This is a genomic window from Jiella marina, assembly GCF_024359545.1.
GTDB lineage: Bacteria > Pseudomonadota > Alphaproteobacteria > Rhizobiales > Rhizobiaceae > Jiella.
Map to the genome: position 1 here is coordinate 365,744 of NZ_JAKQZG010000003.1, position 15,348 is coordinate 381,091.

Sequence of the window (15,348 nt, forward strand, 5' to 3'; positions counted from 1 at the left end):
CCCACCTGACAGCTGACATGGCCACGCTGCGACGAAACGCTCGCGCCCGGCTCGACGCAATCTTTGCCGACCGGCTGCCCGACGCCCGGCTGCAGGCCATCCGCCAGGCCAAGCTCTTTGAGGCCCAGATGGTCCTCACGACAGCGAGGCCGGAGAGCGAACTTCCTCCTCCTCTGCTCGGTGCGGAGGCCCGGACGCGCGGCATGACAGTCGTCAAAATGGCTCTGCTCGTCGTCAACCAGGCGATGGCCAGCGCTCAGGCTCTCGCCGCGGCCGAGGTCGAGAGGCAGCGCGCCCAGATGGCGATCGACGAAGCAGAAAGCCCCGCAGAACTGGACGAGATCCTCGCGGTGCACGCGGAACAGCACGGAAAGGACAGAACCCATGGCGGGTGAAAGCTATTACGCTACCGGCACGGTCTCGGTCGGGTCGGGATCGACGACAGTCACAGGATCCGGTACGGCCTGGGTCGCCAACGGTGTCCAAGCGGGGGACTACTTCGCGGCCAACGGGCTGACGGCCCGCATCGCCGCGGTCAACTCCAACACCTCGATCACGCTCGCCCGTGGCTGGCCGGGAACGGCGCTGTCGGCCGGGGACTATGAGATCCGCTTCACGCCAGGGGCAAGCCGGGTGACCGCGGCCCTCAACACCTTGATCGGCCTTCTCGGCAACGGCATCCTCCAGTCGCTGGCGGGCCTCTCGGCGGCGGCGGACCGGCTGCCGTACTTCACCGGCGCCGGGTCTCTGGGACTCACCCCTATAACGAACTGGGCGCGTGCCCTTCTGGACGATCCCGACAGCACCACGGCCCGCGTGACGATCGGCGCACACAACGCGGACAATCTGATCGCCGGCACGGTGGCAGATGCGCGTCTCCCCGGTCGCATTCAGGCTTCGGCGTCTAACATCTCCGACTACAACCAGGTCATCGAGAATGGTCTCTACCGGAGCGCCAGCGCCGTGAACGGACCCGCTGGCTTCCTCTCCAACGCCTTTGGCCTACTCAGGGTCGAGCGTTGGAGCGCCAGCGTCACGCAGACTGTCTGGCACCTCTCGTCCAGCACCTCTGGCAATACGCTCGCCTACCGGCGACAGGGCGACACCAGCACGGGGACATGGACGCCCTGGTACAAGGTGATGATCTCCCAGGAGGAGATGGACGCCCGCTACCTGCGGCGCGACGCCTCGGCTACGCCCTCGGTCGACAACGCCTACACGCTCGGCGCATCGGGCGCGCGCTTCTCCGCGCTCTGGTCGGCAACCGGCACGATCCAGACGTCCGACAGCCGCGACAAGGTCGTCGACGGAACGATCGATCCGTCGGTGGCCGGAGGGATCATCGATGCCGTCGAGCCTATTCTCTATCGCTGGGAGGTGGGCGGCCAGAACGTCGAGCGGACGCAGCATCCGGACGGTACGGTCACCGAGACCGTGACGCCCTATCCAGGCGAGCGGCTGCATGCCGGATTCTTCGCCCAGGACATCAAGGCGGCTCTCGATGCCGAAGGTGTCGATTTCGGCGCCTGGGGGCTCGAGGACAAGCTCGATCCCGACAGCCGGCAGTTCATCCGGCCTGACGAGTTGATCCCGCTCCTATGGACCGAGCTGCGCGCGCTGCGGGCTCGCGTGGCGACGCTCGAGGCGAGCGGCTCGTAGGCGTCCACCTCCCAATCAATCGAAGATCATTCCGCCGCCGCCGCAAGGCGGTTTTTTCATGCCCGGCGCTTCTGGCGGCCGGGCGTTTTTGTGTGAGGCAGTATGCGCCCGATCAACGAAATCATCGTGCATTGCACGGCCACGCCGGCGGGCCGCGAGGTCAGCGTCGACACGATCCGCAGCTGGCACAAGCAGCGCGGATGGCGAGACATCGGCTATCATTGGGTCGTTCATCTCGACGGATCGGTGGAGGAGGGGCGACCTGTCGGGCAGGTCGGCGCCCACGTTGCCGGCCACAACACCGGGACGATCGGCGTCGTCTATGTTGGCGGCGTCGACAAGGACATGCGCGCCAAGGACACGCGCACCGCGGCGCAGAAGGATGGATTGGAGAAACTCCTTCGCGATCTCATGTCGCACTATCCGTCCGTCACGAAGATCAGCGGGCACAATCAGTATGCCGCCAAGGCGTGCCCGTGCTTCGACGCTCGGCAGGAATATGCGCAACTCCTCAGCGAGGTCGCGGCGCCGCCGACGGTGATCAATTCAGATGTCCCCGTCTCCGGCAAGGGCACGGTCACAGCCTCGACGCTCAATCTGCGCAGCGAGCCGAAGATGTCGGGACGCGACATCGGCGACATCCCGCGTGGCACGACGGTCGATATCTTCGGATCCGATGGCGACTGGCTCAAGATCAAGACGCCGGCTGGATATGAGGGATGGGTGGCGCGGCGCTATGTGGCCGTTGCCGGGTCTGATCCCATCGCGGATCCGAGCGCGCATTTCGAGACCACCGCGCCGGTCTACATGCGCCGGCTGATCGACGACATCCCGCAGTGGAGCGCGCTCGACGCGGCCGCGGCCTTCGGCAACTTCGGCCACGAGAGTGCCGGGCTTGAGATCCTCGAGGAAATCAGCGGCGGTGGCGGCTATGGCTGGCCGCAGTGGACCGGCTCGCGTCGGCGTGCCTACGAAACATGGTGCCGAGAGAATGGCCTCGATCCCGCATCCGACGAGGCGAACTATCGCTATGTCGTCATCGAGCTTCGCGGGCCGGAAGAGCGGACCATAGCAGCCGTCGCCAAGGCGAACGGCCTGGAGGCCAAAACCCTCGCATTCGAACGCTCTTTCGAGCGGGCTGGCGTCAAGCACGACGATCGCCGGCTCGATTGGGCAACGCGTGCCCTTGCCGCCTATCGCGCGGCGTATCCGAAACAGGAGATCGACATGTCGGCAGCACCAGCGGAAGAAGAGAAGACCGGTGGTCCGGTCGAGAAGATGATCGGCGCCGGGAAGGGCGCGGCTCAAGGGGCAGTTGGTGGCGTCACCATTGGCGGCGGCATCGTGATCATTGGCACGACGATGGGATGGCTACCGCCCGAAGCGGACACGGCCATGTTCGGCGCCGCGGTGACTGGTGTCCTCACTGGCTTTTCGAGCTTCGTCATGGCCTGCATCGGAGCATATCGCGCGCCGGCCAACGGCGGCTCCTGATGAGACGAGGCCCGAACGGCACGGCGGCCGTTCTGATCACGTTTGACTGGCTGATGGGGTGACCGGATGGAGGAAGTCATCAAGGACTATTGGCCAATCTTCCTGTCGTTTGCGCTGACACTGGGGGGCGTCTACGGGGCGTGGTTCGATCTGCGCGGCAGGTCGCTCTCCAACAGCCGGCAGATTTCGGATCTGGAACGAGACCTCGAAAAGCAGGCCAAAGCGCTGCAGACCGAACTGGATCGTGAGATATCCGAGGTGGGGCGCAGAATCGAAAGCGCTGAGCTGCGGTCCGCAGCTGTGGGGGCAGAACTCAAGACCCACGAGCAGCGCTTCCATGATTACCGCGTCGAGGCTGCCGAGAAATTTGTGACCGCTGATCAGTTCGACAAGCTGCGAACGGAGATCTCCGCTGGCTTTCGGCGCCTGGAGGACAAGCTCGACTCCCGCACCGGCGGCCAGCAATAGCCCCGCCCACCAATTCCATTAGTTGCCGCACACCACGGCGGTTTCTTTGTTAGGTGAATCTATGCCGTCGATCAACCGCTACGCGCGCTCCCTTAATCTCAGAGGGCTGGAAAACAAGAATATACTGCTTCAGTAGTATAAATTCAATTTTGTGTCAGAGCTTGCTTTACTGCAATGACCTGCTGCTGCATATCACGATTGTGGCCCAGTTTAGCTGACGCCTTGGACACAATCTCCTGTAATCGAGCTAGTTGGTTGTGATCCATCTGTCCGCCTGCATCCAAGTAGCTCAGAACGCCACTGAAAATTACCCCGTAGGGCTGAGCTGCAACCCTATTGCGACGCTCTTCGATCTCAATTGCCTCAGACAAACGTCTAAAGGCCTCGTCAAATGATGGCTGCATGTTCACGCCCGGCGCTAACATGTGCCCTACAAGTACCTTTCCCAATGTGGTTAGAGGGAATGGGTGGTGCTCGACAGCCACGGCGTGCCGCGCATGCGTGACAGCGTTCTCCAGATATTCCATGCGCTGAGTATTGTTAGTAGTCATTTGATAACGTGCCAGGTTAAGCAAGGCGACTTGCTCCCAATAGCGCGAGTTCCACTCCCAAGCATACTGTACTTTATCATATAAGGCCTCGGCGTTGCCCTTGAGGTATTTCCCCACGACCGCGTCGAAATCAAACAGGCGTCCAGATAAACGCGCTTCGGGGGCGCGTGCCTTGATGGTCTCGCGATTCACCCAAGCGCCCAGCTCCTCTGCCAACTCGATAAAGATGCGAAGCATCTTGTCGGGATCACGCTCTGCCACCCGGTCGAGGATGCTCTCGGCGAGAACCGCATTCTCTGGAATGACAAATCGCTTGGCGTCGTCGTAGAAGTCCAACGGCAAGGGGTTGCTAGGTCCAAACTGGGTGCGCGACCCCTTCGTGCCGAAGGCCTTCATCAGGATTTCGTACCTTACGCCACCATAGAAACAGTGCTGAGCAAGGGCGGCTCCCAAGTAGCGGTCGAACGCCTCTGGTCCAGCGTCCGTCGTAATGCTATCCAATATCCGGTTGAGTGGCCGGAAATCGTTGAGTATGCGGCAGCAGACTACCGCGATCGGATCCTGCTGCACTTCGAGAACAAACTTGTCCTTATGCCTGAGTATGGTGCGGTCGCCGATGGCGCCCGCATCGACGTAACGGTCGATAAGTCTGCGCGCCTCGGTTCTCGACATCGGCAGCTTGCCGATCTCGTCGTAGTTAACGGGGGCGAGCACTTGCTTTAGATAGTTCCCTCGATAGGCTCGTTCAGCACCGATGAAGAGAATATCGGCCTTCTTCAGACGGGCGACTAGGTCCACGACGGCGGTAGCCTGCTCAGCCAGGTTGTCGATAATGACGACGACGGGATCGTCGATGAGATTAAGAACGTCCGCAGTGCCCGCGCCGATACGGCTCAGAGCTGAGCAGAGAAGTGTTCGAACTCCTCTCCTAGCGAGTTCGAATGCAACCCGCCTGAGCACCGTCGTCTTGCCGGCACCCGCCACGTCCCCGATAAACATGATACGGCTCGCGTGCAGCGGGTTGGCGATACGCTTCTCAGCCTCAAGGAGCATCTCAGCTACGATGGGACGGGTGATGTCGAGGTTCGATTCCAGATCGCTCCAGCTCGGTATATGTCCGTACATAAAACGGGAGTTACTCGCTTGGGGAGCAGAGCCGGGAACGATCTCGAAGTCCGAATTGAAGGCCATTGCGGTGGCCTTGCTGACCCCGGCCGGTAGAAGTTTCCGGGCCTCGAGCGGAATGAGTTCAGTTGGGGTGGGTGCGCTCGGAAGTAGCGTCTTGAGGTATTCGAAAAATTCAACCGACCAACCATCGAAGAGCAGGAGATCATGCTTCTCGCAAAGTTTGCGAGAGAACGGTCCGTCAGAAGCAACCAAGATGGAGGGACCACGGTCATTGCGCGCGCTCTCGCTGGTGCGTTGGGCGAGATAGAAATCCAAGTCCACCTCGTCGAGAGAGGTGCCCGCGATGATCATGGGTTCCGATAACATGAATTGCGTGAGCACCGTCATCCACGGGTTCACTTTCATGATCTGGTTTAGATACTGTTCGCGTGAGAATACGTATCCGCGGTCCGCTTGCCCAACATATCCATGTAGATGGATGAGGAACAGCTCTTCCATGCTGGCCGGATTTGTGTAGATGTCGTTAAAGTGCTTCGGCACCAATCGCTGGTGCCCCTTACCGTCTTTATAGGCGTTCTCAAGCACGTCATCGACGTTCCAGGTGAAGACGCGCTTCCAGATGAACGAAGACATTAGTCGAGCCGTCTTGCCTGGGACGCTGCAGGAAAGCCGATCTGTAATGTGCGTCTTCACCTGCTGCGGCGTCATGAGCTCGTAAAGCCGTTGCAGTGAATTACTCTTTGCCTTAGTCACGGCGGAGAGTTCAGCGGCGAGAGCCTCGCCACTAGGCAGCTTGCCGTGTTCGTTAGTAGAATCCATGCTGAAGCCAGCACCCAGCAGGAGGTTGTATTGTCCTGCCCGTAACGCAGACTTGATGGCTGCTTCCTGTTTTCCAGTGATTTTTGTAAATGGCATCTCATCCCCCCGAAATCGAGGAGCCTAACTCGCCATCGGCGATATTGCTAGCTGCAGCGGGCTGTTCTGCTGGGCAGCTTGTCTTAAACTGACATTACTTAACGGAGCTGCTCGCCGCGCCTTATCAAATGGCGACCCATCTCCTTGGGATCGCACTTGAGGAGCTTTCCAAAATTATTCGATCCGGCGATGGGCGGAAGCACTAATGCCGTGCGGAGGGACAGTGCGGCGAACCAGCCTTCCCGAATCGGGATCGAAGAATAAAAAGGGAACATCGGAGGTGCCGGTGTTCCAGACAATCGACGATTTGCGGCGCAACGAATGGTGGCTGGAGTTGCGCTGCCTCGAGTGCGAGCGCTGCGTTCACGTGCCGCATCCGATGCTGCCGCGGCGGTGCCGACCGGATCTTCCCATTCATCTTGCTGCGGCGTTCTTCCGCTGTCGATGCGGGAGCAAGCAGCTTCGCTCGCGTGCCGTCGATCTAATGGACCCGGGGCGGGCGCGGCCATCATGGGCGCGGGCTTGGTGGGAATGAACGAATGAATGGCTTGTGGCGGGCCCATTCGTTGGAAACCATAGCAATTGGACGCGACTCGACCAGAGGTAATAAATAGTTCACTCTCGCCTCAAAATTGTCATGGGAGGCTGGAATGGACAAGGCTGATTTGGCAATGGCCGGACTAAGAGGGCTTGAGCGCGAGCGCCAAGCTTTGGCTGGCGGAGGCTTGCAGTTCGCTGCGCACCTTGTCGAGATCGCACAGGAAGAACTCTTGAGCGTCATAGCCGTCGAGACGCAAAAGAAGCCAAAGGCTCGCGAAGCGGCGGAATAGCGCATATGGTGTCGGCATGATCCGGCAAACCCTTCTCGCGTTCGCCCTCATGGCCGGTACGGCCCAGGCCCAGGAACTCAGTTCCTTCAGGACACCAGAGGATTGCGGCCTCTACCGCTACAAAGCGATCATCAAACGGGTCTACGACGGTGATACCGTATGGGCCGATATCGATCTCGGCTTCCACACGTGGCGCCATGACGAGTCCCTGCGGCTCTATGGGATCGACACGCCAGAAGTCAGAGGCGAGGAGCGGCCGGAAGGCCTCAAGGCCCGCGACGCCCTTCGCAAGCGCATCGACGGCAAGGAATTGATCATCTGCACGATCAAGGATGAACAGGGCAAGTTTGGGCGCTTCCTCGCGATCTTATGGGATGGCGAGGAGAACCTGAACGAGTGGCTTCTCAAGGAAGGGTATGCTGAGCCTTATGACTAGGCGGATATGAAGAGCCCAGCCGGAGCGGGGTCGGTCTCAAAACAACTGTCTTCGTTTGATACAAGGCGAAAGTTTCCAGTCACTTGCCCTCAAGGATCCACCGCAGCTCGAGGAGGTCCGTTGGGTGAACGTGCGAGTCCCGGTGCGCGATGATCAGCCCGCCGCCGCCCGCGACATGGGCTACCGCTTCGTCCGGATCCGCGAAGTCTTGGCATTCATAAAGCGCCACCGCCCAATCATTTTGGCCGCGTAGCTCGTGCCAGGCTTTTTCGTATCGGTCTAGCGCTGCGCCGCGTAGGGCGATCCCTTCGTTCTCGATCCGGCGCCCTTGTCTGGTTCGCAAAACGAAGGCCATGCGATGCCGGATCACCCCTATTCGGTTGTGTTACCTCAATAATCTACTCGAATCTGATGCGAACAACGGTATTGCCGTTGGCATCGACTGCATATCGATCAATGTGAAACTTCCGTTCTCGCATCCAAGAAAAAGCGCATTTATTTCCATCGAGGCAGGTCCAATCTCCATATCCAGACGTATCGAAATGCATTGTTCCGCCAGCTCGGTTCGGATCGAAACCATTGTAAGACGTCAGACGTTCTCCATCAGGGCCACAAAACTCGTCGCCCTTTTGAAGATCGATGAATTTGACAGTTCTTGCCGTAGCTTGAGTAATGCATCGCGACGTGTCAAATACGTTTGAATTCCGTAAAGATGCTGTCTGCAGGGGCGTAGTTGGGTCCGATACCGAGCGTGCTTTCAACGTTTTGGCTATCAGCCGTTCGACGTCTTCTTCATTTAGGGACCAGCCGGGCTCCCCTCGGGGCCCTTGCTCGCCTTTCGGACCTGGCACACCCTGATCACCTTTCGGGCCTCGTGGTCCAACTGGACCTTCCGGCCCCCGTTCTCCGGGGGCGCCGCGCAACACCGAACGCTCAGCTGTAGCGTCGAGCTGGCGGCGAAGTTCGCTAACTTGCGCCTCGAGAGCCACAACCTTCGCTTTTGCCGAATCGAACTCGTTCTTGATATTGGCGGCGTAAATGGCTCCACCCCCGATTGTGCCAGCGAACCCGAGCAAAACCGTGGCAGCTCCTGCTAGGCGGAGAAGATCGCTCTGCAACATCAAACCCTCTTTTGGGATAAACTTCAGGCACCTCAGATCGCCAGAAATTTGACGTGTTACGATGGCGACGTATGGCTCCGGCGTCACAATTAGAAGCTTCTTTATAGCCTCCGCTTGTCTTTGCGTAAAAATATTATTTTCGGCTGCGACTATTTACCAAGAAACGCGCTTCGGTGCGGATACGGCACTGTCCGTCACCATTTGCACCACACATTCCCCTCGTTCGGCCAAGGCTGGGCAAGCCCTTCACTGATAAGCACCTCGCCAGCATCGCGGCCATCGGCGAGCCGGACGCGGACGATTGCTCGTCCATATCGGCCGACATCGCCACTGTCGATGATCTGGTAGCCGGCGCCCATGAGCGACCGCAGCCGATCGCGCGCCTGGACGGCAAGATCAGCCTCGCGATCGCATTCGGCGTGGGCCGGCATCTCGGGCGTGTCGACTGCTTCCATTCGCCAGTTCAGGCCGCGCTCATAGCCGGTGTCGCCGTCGACGATGCAGGTGAGGCGGCGCTCTTCCCGGTTCCCACCTTTGCAGACCGGAAGAGGGTCGGCCGCGGCGGGAATGGCGATCAGAACTGCGAGGGCGACGAGGGTAGGGCGTATCACTGGTGGCGCTCCGGCATCTGCAAAACCGTCCCTGGGAAGATCCAATTCGGTCCGCTCATGGTCTTCTGGCATCCGCGGCGCTTCTGCTCTTCTTCGATGGCACGACGGTTCGCCTCAAGGCGCCAGAGAGCTTCCCAGCCCTTACCCGGTCCAAGCTCTCGATCCGCGATCAAGCCGAGCGTGTCTCCTGGCCTGACTAGGTAATCGCGCGTCATGCCCACTCCACATCGAGCTTGCGGAGCTCCTCCACAACGTCGGCGAACCCGTGGGCGATCAGCACCTCTTCCAGGATAGCGACGGCGTCGCTTGCCTTCTTCTCGCGCGGCGCGGCATCTTTCAGTTTTCGAGGTTCGTCGATCGCTTCGGTTCGGGACATGGTCGCTGGCTCTATCTATTTCGGTGCGGGCGACGCTGAAAATAGCGCAATGATTTCAACGGACAAAAAACGCCCCGCACCTATGCCTAAGAGACTGTTTTACCAGTGATTATTCGCCAATTCTCGACCGCACCATTCTTTCCGACAAGTGTTTTGATCTCCCTTCCTCAGCCAGCGCGCTTGCGGCCTGCGGGATCGGGTGGCCGGCATTCGAGCAAGCGTCTCAGCGCCTGCCGAGAAACCCGTTTTCTGCTACGGGCGTCGCGCAGTGATCGCGTCCTTGCCTGGTGTGGCGATTTTCGAGCCGAGAGCATCCAGCGGACACAAGTGCCTGTTTTCTGCGGCCTTGCGGCCACTGGACAATTCCCTTCGCTTCGGCCTTCATTCGCCCATGTGGAGGCACCCCAACAGACGAAAATATCGGCAATGGCGCGTTGTCACTTCCGTGGTCGCCCTGTCCATTGCGGTCATGGCCGCTTGGGCCGCGGGCGAGAATGCGGCGCGTCAGACGCGCGAGGCCATCGCGCGGCAGGCTGTGGAAACACTGAACCTGCAGGCGCAGGCGCTCAATGGAGCATTGGAGAAGTTCCTGCTGCTTGCGCCTCTTCTGGCCCGTCAGGCGGAGATCCGCAGCTTCGTCTCCTCGCCGCAGCCCGCGGACGAGGAAGAGATCGGCAACGTTCTGCGCACGATCAGGAATTTCTCCGGCGCCGTCGATGTGATCCTCCTTGATGCGGCAGAGGCTGAAATCCAGGCCGCCCGAGATGCGTTGAACAGCTCGGAACCGATCGAGCCCGCGATCGCGATGGCGCGGCGCGGCGTGCTCGGGCGGCAAAGCCTGACATTGCCGGGCGGTCGCCGCGTCTATGCCTTCGTCTCCGCCATTCGTGTCGACGGCCGTCTCGATGGCTTCGTGGCGGTCCTGGTCGGATTCGAAGACTTCGAGGCCAGTTGGTCGCTCAGTTCGAACCCGATCTACATCCGCGACGAGAACGGTCGGATTCTCCTCAGCAATCGCGCGGGCTGGCGCCAGCGCATCCTGTCGGAGGTGCCCGAGGCCCGGGCGGCCGATTTCATCGACCTCAAGCGCGAATTGCCGACGCTGGGGTGGGAACTGCATGTCCTCGCGGACAGTACGCCGATCGCGCGGAGTGCCCGAGCGCCGGCGGCGCTGGCGTTTCTGCTCGTGCTCGTTGCCGGAGCTTTGGCCCTGTTCGTCCTGCGACGACGGGAGGCGGCGATCGCGGGCCAGCGCAAGGATCGGGCCCTTGCGCTTCGGCTCGAACGTCAGATACGCGATCGTACGCTCGCCTTGCGGAACGCCAATGAAAGCCTGCGCATGGAGGTTGCCGAGCGCAAGGCGGCCGAAGATCGGCTCCGCGAGACCCAGGCCAGTCTGGTACACAGTGCCAAGCTGGCGACTCTCGGACAGATGTCGGCCGCGCTCAGCCATGAATACAATCAGCCGGTTGCTGCAATTCGCACCTATGCGGAAAACGCCGAGCGCTTCCTTCTGGCCGGCAAGACCGATCGCGTTCGGGGCAATCTCGACAGGATCGGCCAGCTGACCCAGCGAATGGCGGAATTGTCGCGCGCGCTGCTCGGCTTTTCCCGCAAGCCGGGCTCGGGCCTGGAGCGTGTGGCGATGGCATCGGTGTTGGGCGACGCGGTTATCCTGCTGCGCCCGCGTCTCAAGGGAAACGGCGTGGAGCTTCGCGTCGATCCGGCACTTTCCGAACTCGAGGTCTGGGGAGGTCGGGTGAGGCTGTCGCAGATCTTCGTCAATCTCGTCTCCAATGCCGCCGACGCGATCGTGTCTGCGCAGGAGGCGAAGGCGACCGAAAGACAGGGGCAGATCTCCATCGAACTGGCGACCATCGACACCTGTTCGGTCACGATCCGTGTCTCCGACAACGGTCCGGGCATACCCGAAGCCGTCCGCGAAACGCTGTTCGACCCGTTCGTGACCACCAAGCCGACAGGGGAGGGGCTGGGGATCGGCCTTGCGATCGTCTCCAGCATCGTCGGTGACTGCGACGGGTCGATCGGCCTCGAAAAGACCGGTCCCGAGGGAACATCCTTCCTCCTCACCTTGCGCCTGTCGCGTCCCATGACATTTGAGGGGGAGAGTTCGCTGTTTCACGAGCCAGAAGCGAAGGTCCGGGAGATGGCGTCATGAGTCTTCCGACCGAACCGATCCTCTATCTCGTCGAGGACGATCCCGATCTGCGCGATGCGCTTCAGCAGGGCCTCGAACTCGAAGGCTTCGACGTCAGGGTCCACGATGCTGCCGGCCTCATGTCGGTTCTGCACGCGGAAGATTATGCGGTGATCGTCAGCGACATCCGCATGCCGCGGATCGACGGGCTGGAACTTCTCAGGAAGGTACTGGCGCTCGACCCGGCTTTGCCGGTCATCCTGATCACCGGCCATGGCGACGTGCAGACCGCCGTCGATGCGATGCAGGTCGGGGCCTACGACTTCATCGAGAAGCCGCTTTCGGTCTCGCGGCTCGCCGCGATCGCCAAGCGCGCCGTCGAGAAGCGTCGCCTGGTGCTGGAGAACCGGGTCCTGCGCTCCAGCCTCGACGGAGCCGACGAGCTGGAACGGCGACTGATCGGCCGCAGTCCGGGAATCAGGAAGCTGCGCCAGCAGATCCTGGCGATCGCCGACACCGACATCGACGTCCTCGTCCTCGGCGCGACGGGCACCGGCAAGGAGGTGGTCGCACGCGCGCTTCATGAATGCAGCACCCGGCGCGAGAAGAACTTCGTGGCACTGAATTGCGCCGCGCTGCCGGCCGAGATCTTCGAAAGCGAGCTTTTCGGCCACGAGCCCGGCGCCTTCACCGGCGCCCAGAAGCCGCGGGTGGGCAAGCTGGAACATGCCGATGGCGGGACGATCTTTCTCGACGAGATCGAATCCATGCCGATGGACCTTCAGGCCAAGCTTCTGCGCGCCATCGAGCAGCGGACGATCGAGCGGCTGGGATCCAACAAGCCGATCAAGCTGGACGTTCGCTTCGTGGCTGCGACGAAGATCGATCTTGCGACGGCGAGCGAAGCCGGCAATTTCCGCTCCGATCTCTATTTTCGGCTGAACGTCGTCACGCTGGCGATCCCGGCGCTGCGCGAGCGGGTCAGCGACATTCCTCTGCTGTTCTTTCACCTTGCCCGCGAAGCGCGGGCGCGGTTTCGCAAGGACATTCCCGAGGTCCCGGCCGAACTCGACCACTATCTCAGGACCCATGACTGGCCGGGCAATGTGCGCGAGCTGAGAAACGTCGCCGATCAGTTCGTGTTGGGCATGTGGTCGGGTCCGCTTCGGAACGAGGACCAAATGCCCGTTCCAGGGGGCGAGGGTTCCCTGGCCGACCAGTTGGCTCTGCACGAACGCGCGATCATCGAGGCTGAACTCGAACGCCATGGCGGCGCGCTCAAGCCGACCTACGAGGCCTTGCAGATCTCCCGAAAGGGACTTTACGATCGCATGCAGCGTCTCGGGCTCTATCCGGAAAGGCGTTGAGGCCGCGCGCCGTATCGGACGGCACCGGCATGTGTCGCCCGCTACACATACCGGTCTCCTTCGTGGGTAGCGAACGATACACGCTGCAGAGCCGCTTTCACGCTGCGCAGGCCCTTCGCCCTCTAATTCCTTGAAAAATAGAGTTCCATTGTTTAGCCCTCGGCTTTGGCACGCGGCTTGCTGCGATGGGTTCGTCGCGATGACGGGAGGCATCGCGCCACGCACCCTGCGGGCCGGTGAACACCTGGCCCGGATGGAACGAGGCGTTCTTTCCCACACAAGCGATGTCGAGCGATCCGGCCCTGTGGCCGATCGGATCCATCACGCGGCGGTCCCTCCGGGACCGTCCCGAAGAGAAAGACGAACCATGAAGAATCTCATTCTCTGCGCGTCCGCCACGGCGATCGCCGTCGCTCTGTCCGCCAGCGCGGCACGTGCCGACACGGCCGGCTGCGACGATGGCGAGACCGTCATCAAGTTCAGCCACGTCGTGGCCGACAGCGGCCATCCGAAGGGAGATGCGGCCAGACTGCTCGCCAAGAACATCAACGAGCAGATGGACGGCAAGGCCTGCATGGAGGTCTATCCGAACTCCACGCTCTACGACGACGACAAGGTGATGGAGGCGATGCTTCTCGGTGACGTGCAGCTCGCGGCGCCCTCGCTCTCCAAGTTCGAGGCCTACACCAAGCAGCTCCGTCTCTACGACCTGCCCTTCCTGTTCGCCTCCCTCGACGCCGCGAACAGCTACATGGCTTCGGACGATGCCAAGGAATTGCTCTCGTCCCTCGAGGATGAAGGCTATCAGGGACTCGGTTACATCGCTTCAGGTCTGAAGCAGTTCTCGGCCAACAAGCCGTTGATCCAGCCCGAGGATGCAGAAGGGCTGAAATTCCGTGTCCAGACATCGGATGTCGCCGTGGCGATGATCGAGGCGCTGGAAGCTTCGGCGCAGAAGCTGGCCTTCAAGGAGGTCTACGGCGCCCTGCAGACCGGCGTCGTCGACGGCCAGGAGAATTCCTGGTGCAACATCTACACCCAGAAGTTCTTCGAGGTTCAGGACGGCATCACCGAGACCAACCACCAGCTTCTCGCCTACGGCGTCATCACCAGCCAGGAATTCCTGGAATCGATGGATGACGAGACTCGCGAGCAGTTCGTGACGATCGTCAACGACACGCTGAAGCAGGCCAATCAGGAAGTGGCGGACAAGGAGGGCGAGTGCCGCCAGTCCATCCTGGATGCGGGCGCCAAGATCCGCGAGCTTTCGCCCGAGCAGCGTCAGGCCTGGGTTCGGGTGATGAAGCCGGTCTGGGAGCAGTTCGAGGGTGACATCGGTGCGGAGGTCATCGAACGGGCGGCCGCGACCGGCCAGTCGAACTAAGCCATTGATATTGTAGCACTGACCCACCCCAGCGGCAGGCCGGCATCCTGGCAAGCCGCTGGAACGGGTCGAGCAAGCCGTTTCCGATCGGCCCGTCTCGCGGGCCGGTTGGCGGCGCGCGTGTCGCGGACCGGGGGAGGCCACCAGGATGGAATTGTTGGGAATGACGATCACGCTGCTCGTGATCGTGGGTGTGCTGTTTGCGGCCGAGCGGGCCTATCCCGAAAAGGTCGCCCGTTTCGAGGAAAACGTGATCGCGATTCTGATGGCCGCGATCACCCTGATCTCCTTCTTTCAGGTCGTCGCACGATACGGCTTCAACTCCGGTTGGCAAGGCGCGCTCGAGGCGACGCGCATCCTGTTCGCCTGGCTGATCCTCTTCGGCATGGCCTATGGCGTGAAGACGGGGATCCACCTCGGAGTCGACGCGATCATCCGCCTGTTTCCGAAACCGCTTTTCAAGGCGGCCGCGCTCTTCGGCGCGCTGGCGACTTTCGCCTATGCGGTGGTCCTCCTCTATGCGGGCTGGCTCGCCTGGTTCGGCGCCGACGTCTCCACCAATTGGCGGCAAAGCGGCGCCATCGGCTACTGGACCTTCATGTTCGATCGGGGCACCGGCCTCGACGAGCTGCGCTATCCGCTCTGGATGCAGGACGCCTTCGGACTGCAGGACCGGGTCCAGCGCTGGGTGGCCTATCTGATGCTGCCGATCGGCCTTGGGCTCCTCGCCTTCCGTTCGCTGCAGGGGTTTGTCCAGATCGCGCAAGGGCGGCGAGAACTCATCGTCGCCGGGCATGAGGCGGAAGACCTCGTGCAGCAGAACCTCAACTCGTTGAAGGACTGAGCGGGT

General features: G+C 61.3%; 16 protein-coding genes. 10 read left to right on the forward strand and 6 right to left on the reverse strand.

All coding sequences use genetic code 11. The features are described from left to right. Positions 1-17: 17 nt before the first annotated feature. The 4 genes from MF134_RS07850 (at position 18) to MF134_RS07865 (ending at position 3,621) form a co-directional block, all read left to right on the forward strand. Positions 18-395, forward strand: coding sequence for a hypothetical protein (locus tag MF134_RS07850; RefSeq protein WP_255338870.1), 378 nt, complete (start codon positions 18-20; stop codon positions 393-395). After that, on the forward strand, positions 385-1,659 hold the full coding sequence (locus MF134_RS07855; protein ID WP_255338871.1) for a tail fiber domain-containing protein: 1,275 nt from the start codon (positions 385-387) through the stop codon (positions 1,657-1,659). The genes MF134_RS07850 and MF134_RS07855 overlap by 11 nt, the downstream gene beginning before the upstream one ends. A gap of 102 nt (positions 1,660-1,761) precedes the next feature. Further along, positions 1,762-3,153 carry a phage tail tip lysozyme gene (locus tag MF134_RS07860; RefSeq protein ID WP_255338872.1) on the forward strand — a complete coding sequence of 464 codons (1,392 nt, stop codon included), beginning with the start codon at positions 1,762-1,764 and terminating at the stop codon, positions 3,151-3,153. A gap of 66 nt (positions 3,154-3,219) precedes the next feature. After that, positions 3,220-3,621 carry a hypothetical protein gene (locus MF134_RS07865; RefSeq protein ID WP_255338873.1) on the forward strand — a complete coding sequence of 134 codons (402 nt, stop codon included), beginning with the start codon at positions 3,220-3,222 and terminating at the stop codon, positions 3,619-3,621. A 143-nt stretch (positions 3,622-3,764) separates the two neighbouring features. Here the strand turns inward: MF134_RS07865 and MF134_RS07870 are convergent, their stop codons facing one another. Further along, positions 3,765-6,215 (reverse strand): P-loop NTPase, encoded by a 2,451-nt coding sequence (locus MF134_RS07870; RefSeq protein WP_255338874.1) that lies wholly within the window; start codon positions 6,213-6,215, stop codon positions 3,765-3,767. A 650-nt stretch (positions 6,216-6,865) separates the two neighbouring features. Between MF134_RS07870 and MF134_RS07875 the strand changes: the two genes are divergently transcribed. Next, positions 6,866-7,045 carry a hypothetical protein gene (locus MF134_RS07875; RefSeq protein WP_255338875.1) on the forward strand — a complete coding sequence of 60 codons (180 nt, stop codon included), beginning with the start codon at positions 6,866-6,868 and terminating at the stop codon, positions 7,043-7,045. A gap of 16 nt (positions 7,046-7,061) precedes the next feature. Beyond that, positions 7,062-7,481, forward strand: a complete 420-nt coding sequence (locus tag MF134_RS07880) for a thermonuclease family protein (protein WP_255338876.1) — start codon at positions 7,062-7,064, stop codon at positions 7,479-7,481. Between the two features lie 79 nt (positions 7,482-7,560). Here the strand turns inward: MF134_RS07880 and MF134_RS07885 are convergent, their stop codons facing one another. The 5 genes from MF134_RS07885 to MF134_RS07905 form a co-directional block, all read right to left on the reverse strand. Continuing rightward, complete coding sequence (locus MF134_RS07885) at positions 7,561-7,836, reverse strand: hypothetical protein (RefSeq protein WP_255338877.1); 276 nt, start codon at positions 7,834-7,836, stop codon at positions 7,561-7,563. Between the two features lie 43 nt (positions 7,837-7,879). Continuing rightward, a complete protein-coding gene (locus MF134_RS07890) occupies positions 7,880-8,602 on the reverse strand; it encodes a collagen-like triple helix repeat-containing protein (protein ID WP_255338878.1) in 723 nt (240 codons plus the stop codon). A 194-nt stretch (positions 8,603-8,796) separates the two neighbouring features. Continuing rightward, a complete protein-coding gene (locus MF134_RS07895) occupies positions 8,797-9,213 on the reverse strand; it encodes a thermonuclease family protein (protein WP_255338879.1) in 417 nt (138 codons plus the stop codon). Further along, on the reverse strand, positions 9,210-9,428 hold the full coding sequence (locus MF134_RS07900; protein ID WP_255338880.1) for a LysM peptidoglycan-binding domain-containing protein: 219 nt from the start codon (positions 9,426-9,428) through the stop codon (positions 9,210-9,212). Before MF134_RS07900 ends, MF134_RS07895 begins: the two co-directional genes overlap by 4 nt. After that, positions 9,425-9,589, reverse strand: a complete 165-nt coding sequence (locus MF134_RS07905; RefSeq protein ID WP_255338881.1) for a hypothetical protein — start codon at positions 9,587-9,589, stop codon at positions 9,425-9,427. The genes MF134_RS07900 and MF134_RS07905 overlap by 4 nt, the downstream gene beginning before the upstream one ends. 469 nt (positions 9,590-10,058) lie before the next feature. Here MF134_RS07905 and MF134_RS07910 point away from each other — a divergent pair, with 469 nt between their 5' ends. From MF134_RS07910 to MF134_RS07925, 4 genes are all read left to right on the forward strand, one after another. Next, positions 10,059-11,768: a sensor histidine kinase gene (locus MF134_RS07910; RefSeq protein ID WP_255338882.1), complete on the forward strand. Its 1,710-nt coding sequence runs from the start codon at positions 10,059-10,061 to the stop codon at positions 11,766-11,768. Further along, positions 11,765-13,114, forward strand: a complete 1,350-nt coding sequence (locus tag MF134_RS07915) for a sigma-54-dependent transcriptional regulator (RefSeq protein ID WP_255338883.1) — start codon at positions 11,765-11,767, stop codon at positions 13,112-13,114. The genes MF134_RS07910 and MF134_RS07915 overlap by 4 nt, the downstream gene beginning before the upstream one ends. Before the next feature lie 367 nt (positions 13,115-13,481). Next, positions 13,482-14,498 (forward strand): DctP family TRAP transporter solute-binding subunit, encoded by a 1,017-nt coding sequence (locus MF134_RS07920; protein WP_255338884.1) that lies wholly within the window; start codon positions 13,482-13,484, stop codon positions 14,496-14,498. Between the two features lie 148 nt (positions 14,499-14,646). Beyond that, positions 14,647-15,342 carry a TRAP transporter small permease gene (locus MF134_RS07925; protein WP_255338885.1) on the forward strand — a complete coding sequence of 232 codons (696 nt, stop codon included), beginning with the start codon at positions 14,647-14,649 and terminating at the stop codon, positions 15,340-15,342. Positions 15,343-15,348: the final 6 nt, after the last annotated feature.

Coding starts and splice junctions, on each gene's coding strand:
- MF134_RS07850 (WP_255338870.1), top strand. CDS start 18: ATGGCCACGCTGCGACGAAACGCTCGCGCCCGGCTCGACGCAATCTTT.
- MF134_RS07860 (WP_255338872.1), top strand. CDS start 1,762: ATGCGCCCGATCAACGAAATCATCGTGCATTGCACGGCCACGCCGGCG.
- MF134_RS07855 (WP_255338871.1), top strand. CDS start 385: ATGGCGGGTGAAAGCTATTACGCTACCGGCACGGTCTCGGTCGGGTCG.
- MF134_RS07925 (WP_255338885.1), top strand. CDS start 14,647: ATGGAATTGTTGGGAATGACGATCACGCTGCTCGTGATCGTGGGTGTG.
- MF134_RS07905 (WP_255338881.1), bottom strand. CDS start 9,589: ATGTCCCGAACCGAAGCGATCGACGAACCTCGAAAACTGAAAGATGCC.
- MF134_RS07920 (WP_255338884.1), top strand. CDS start 13,482: ATGAAGAATCTCATTCTCTGCGCGTCCGCCACGGCGATCGCCGTCGCT.
- MF134_RS07900 (WP_255338880.1), bottom strand. CDS start 9,428: ATGACGCGCGATTACCTAGTCAGGCCAGGAGACACGCTCGGCTTGATC.
- MF134_RS07910 (WP_255338882.1), top strand. CDS start 10,059: ATGGCCGCTTGGGCCGCGGGCGAGAATGCGGCGCGTCAGACGCGCGAG.
- MF134_RS07885 (WP_255338877.1), bottom strand. CDS start 7,836: ATGGCCTTCGTTTTGCGAACCAGACAAGGGCGCCGGATCGAGAACGAA.
- MF134_RS07880 (WP_255338876.1), top strand. CDS start 7,062: ATGATCCGGCAAACCCTTCTCGCGTTCGCCCTCATGGCCGGTACGGCC.
- MF134_RS07875 (WP_255338875.1), top strand. CDS start 6,866: ATGGACAAGGCTGATTTGGCAATGGCCGGACTAAGAGGGCTTGAGCGC.
- MF134_RS07865 (WP_255338873.1), top strand. CDS start 3,220: ATGGAGGAAGTCATCAAGGACTATTGGCCAATCTTCCTGTCGTTTGCG.
- MF134_RS07890 (WP_255338878.1), bottom strand. CDS start 8,602: ATGTTGCAGAGCGATCTTCTCCGCCTAGCAGGAGCTGCCACGGTTTTG.
- MF134_RS07915 (WP_255338883.1), top strand. CDS start 11,765: ATGAGTCTTCCGACCGAACCGATCCTCTATCTCGTCGAGGACGATCCC.
- MF134_RS07870 (WP_255338874.1), bottom strand. CDS start 6,215: ATGCCATTTACAAAAATCACTGGAAAACAGGAAGCAGCCATCAAGTCT.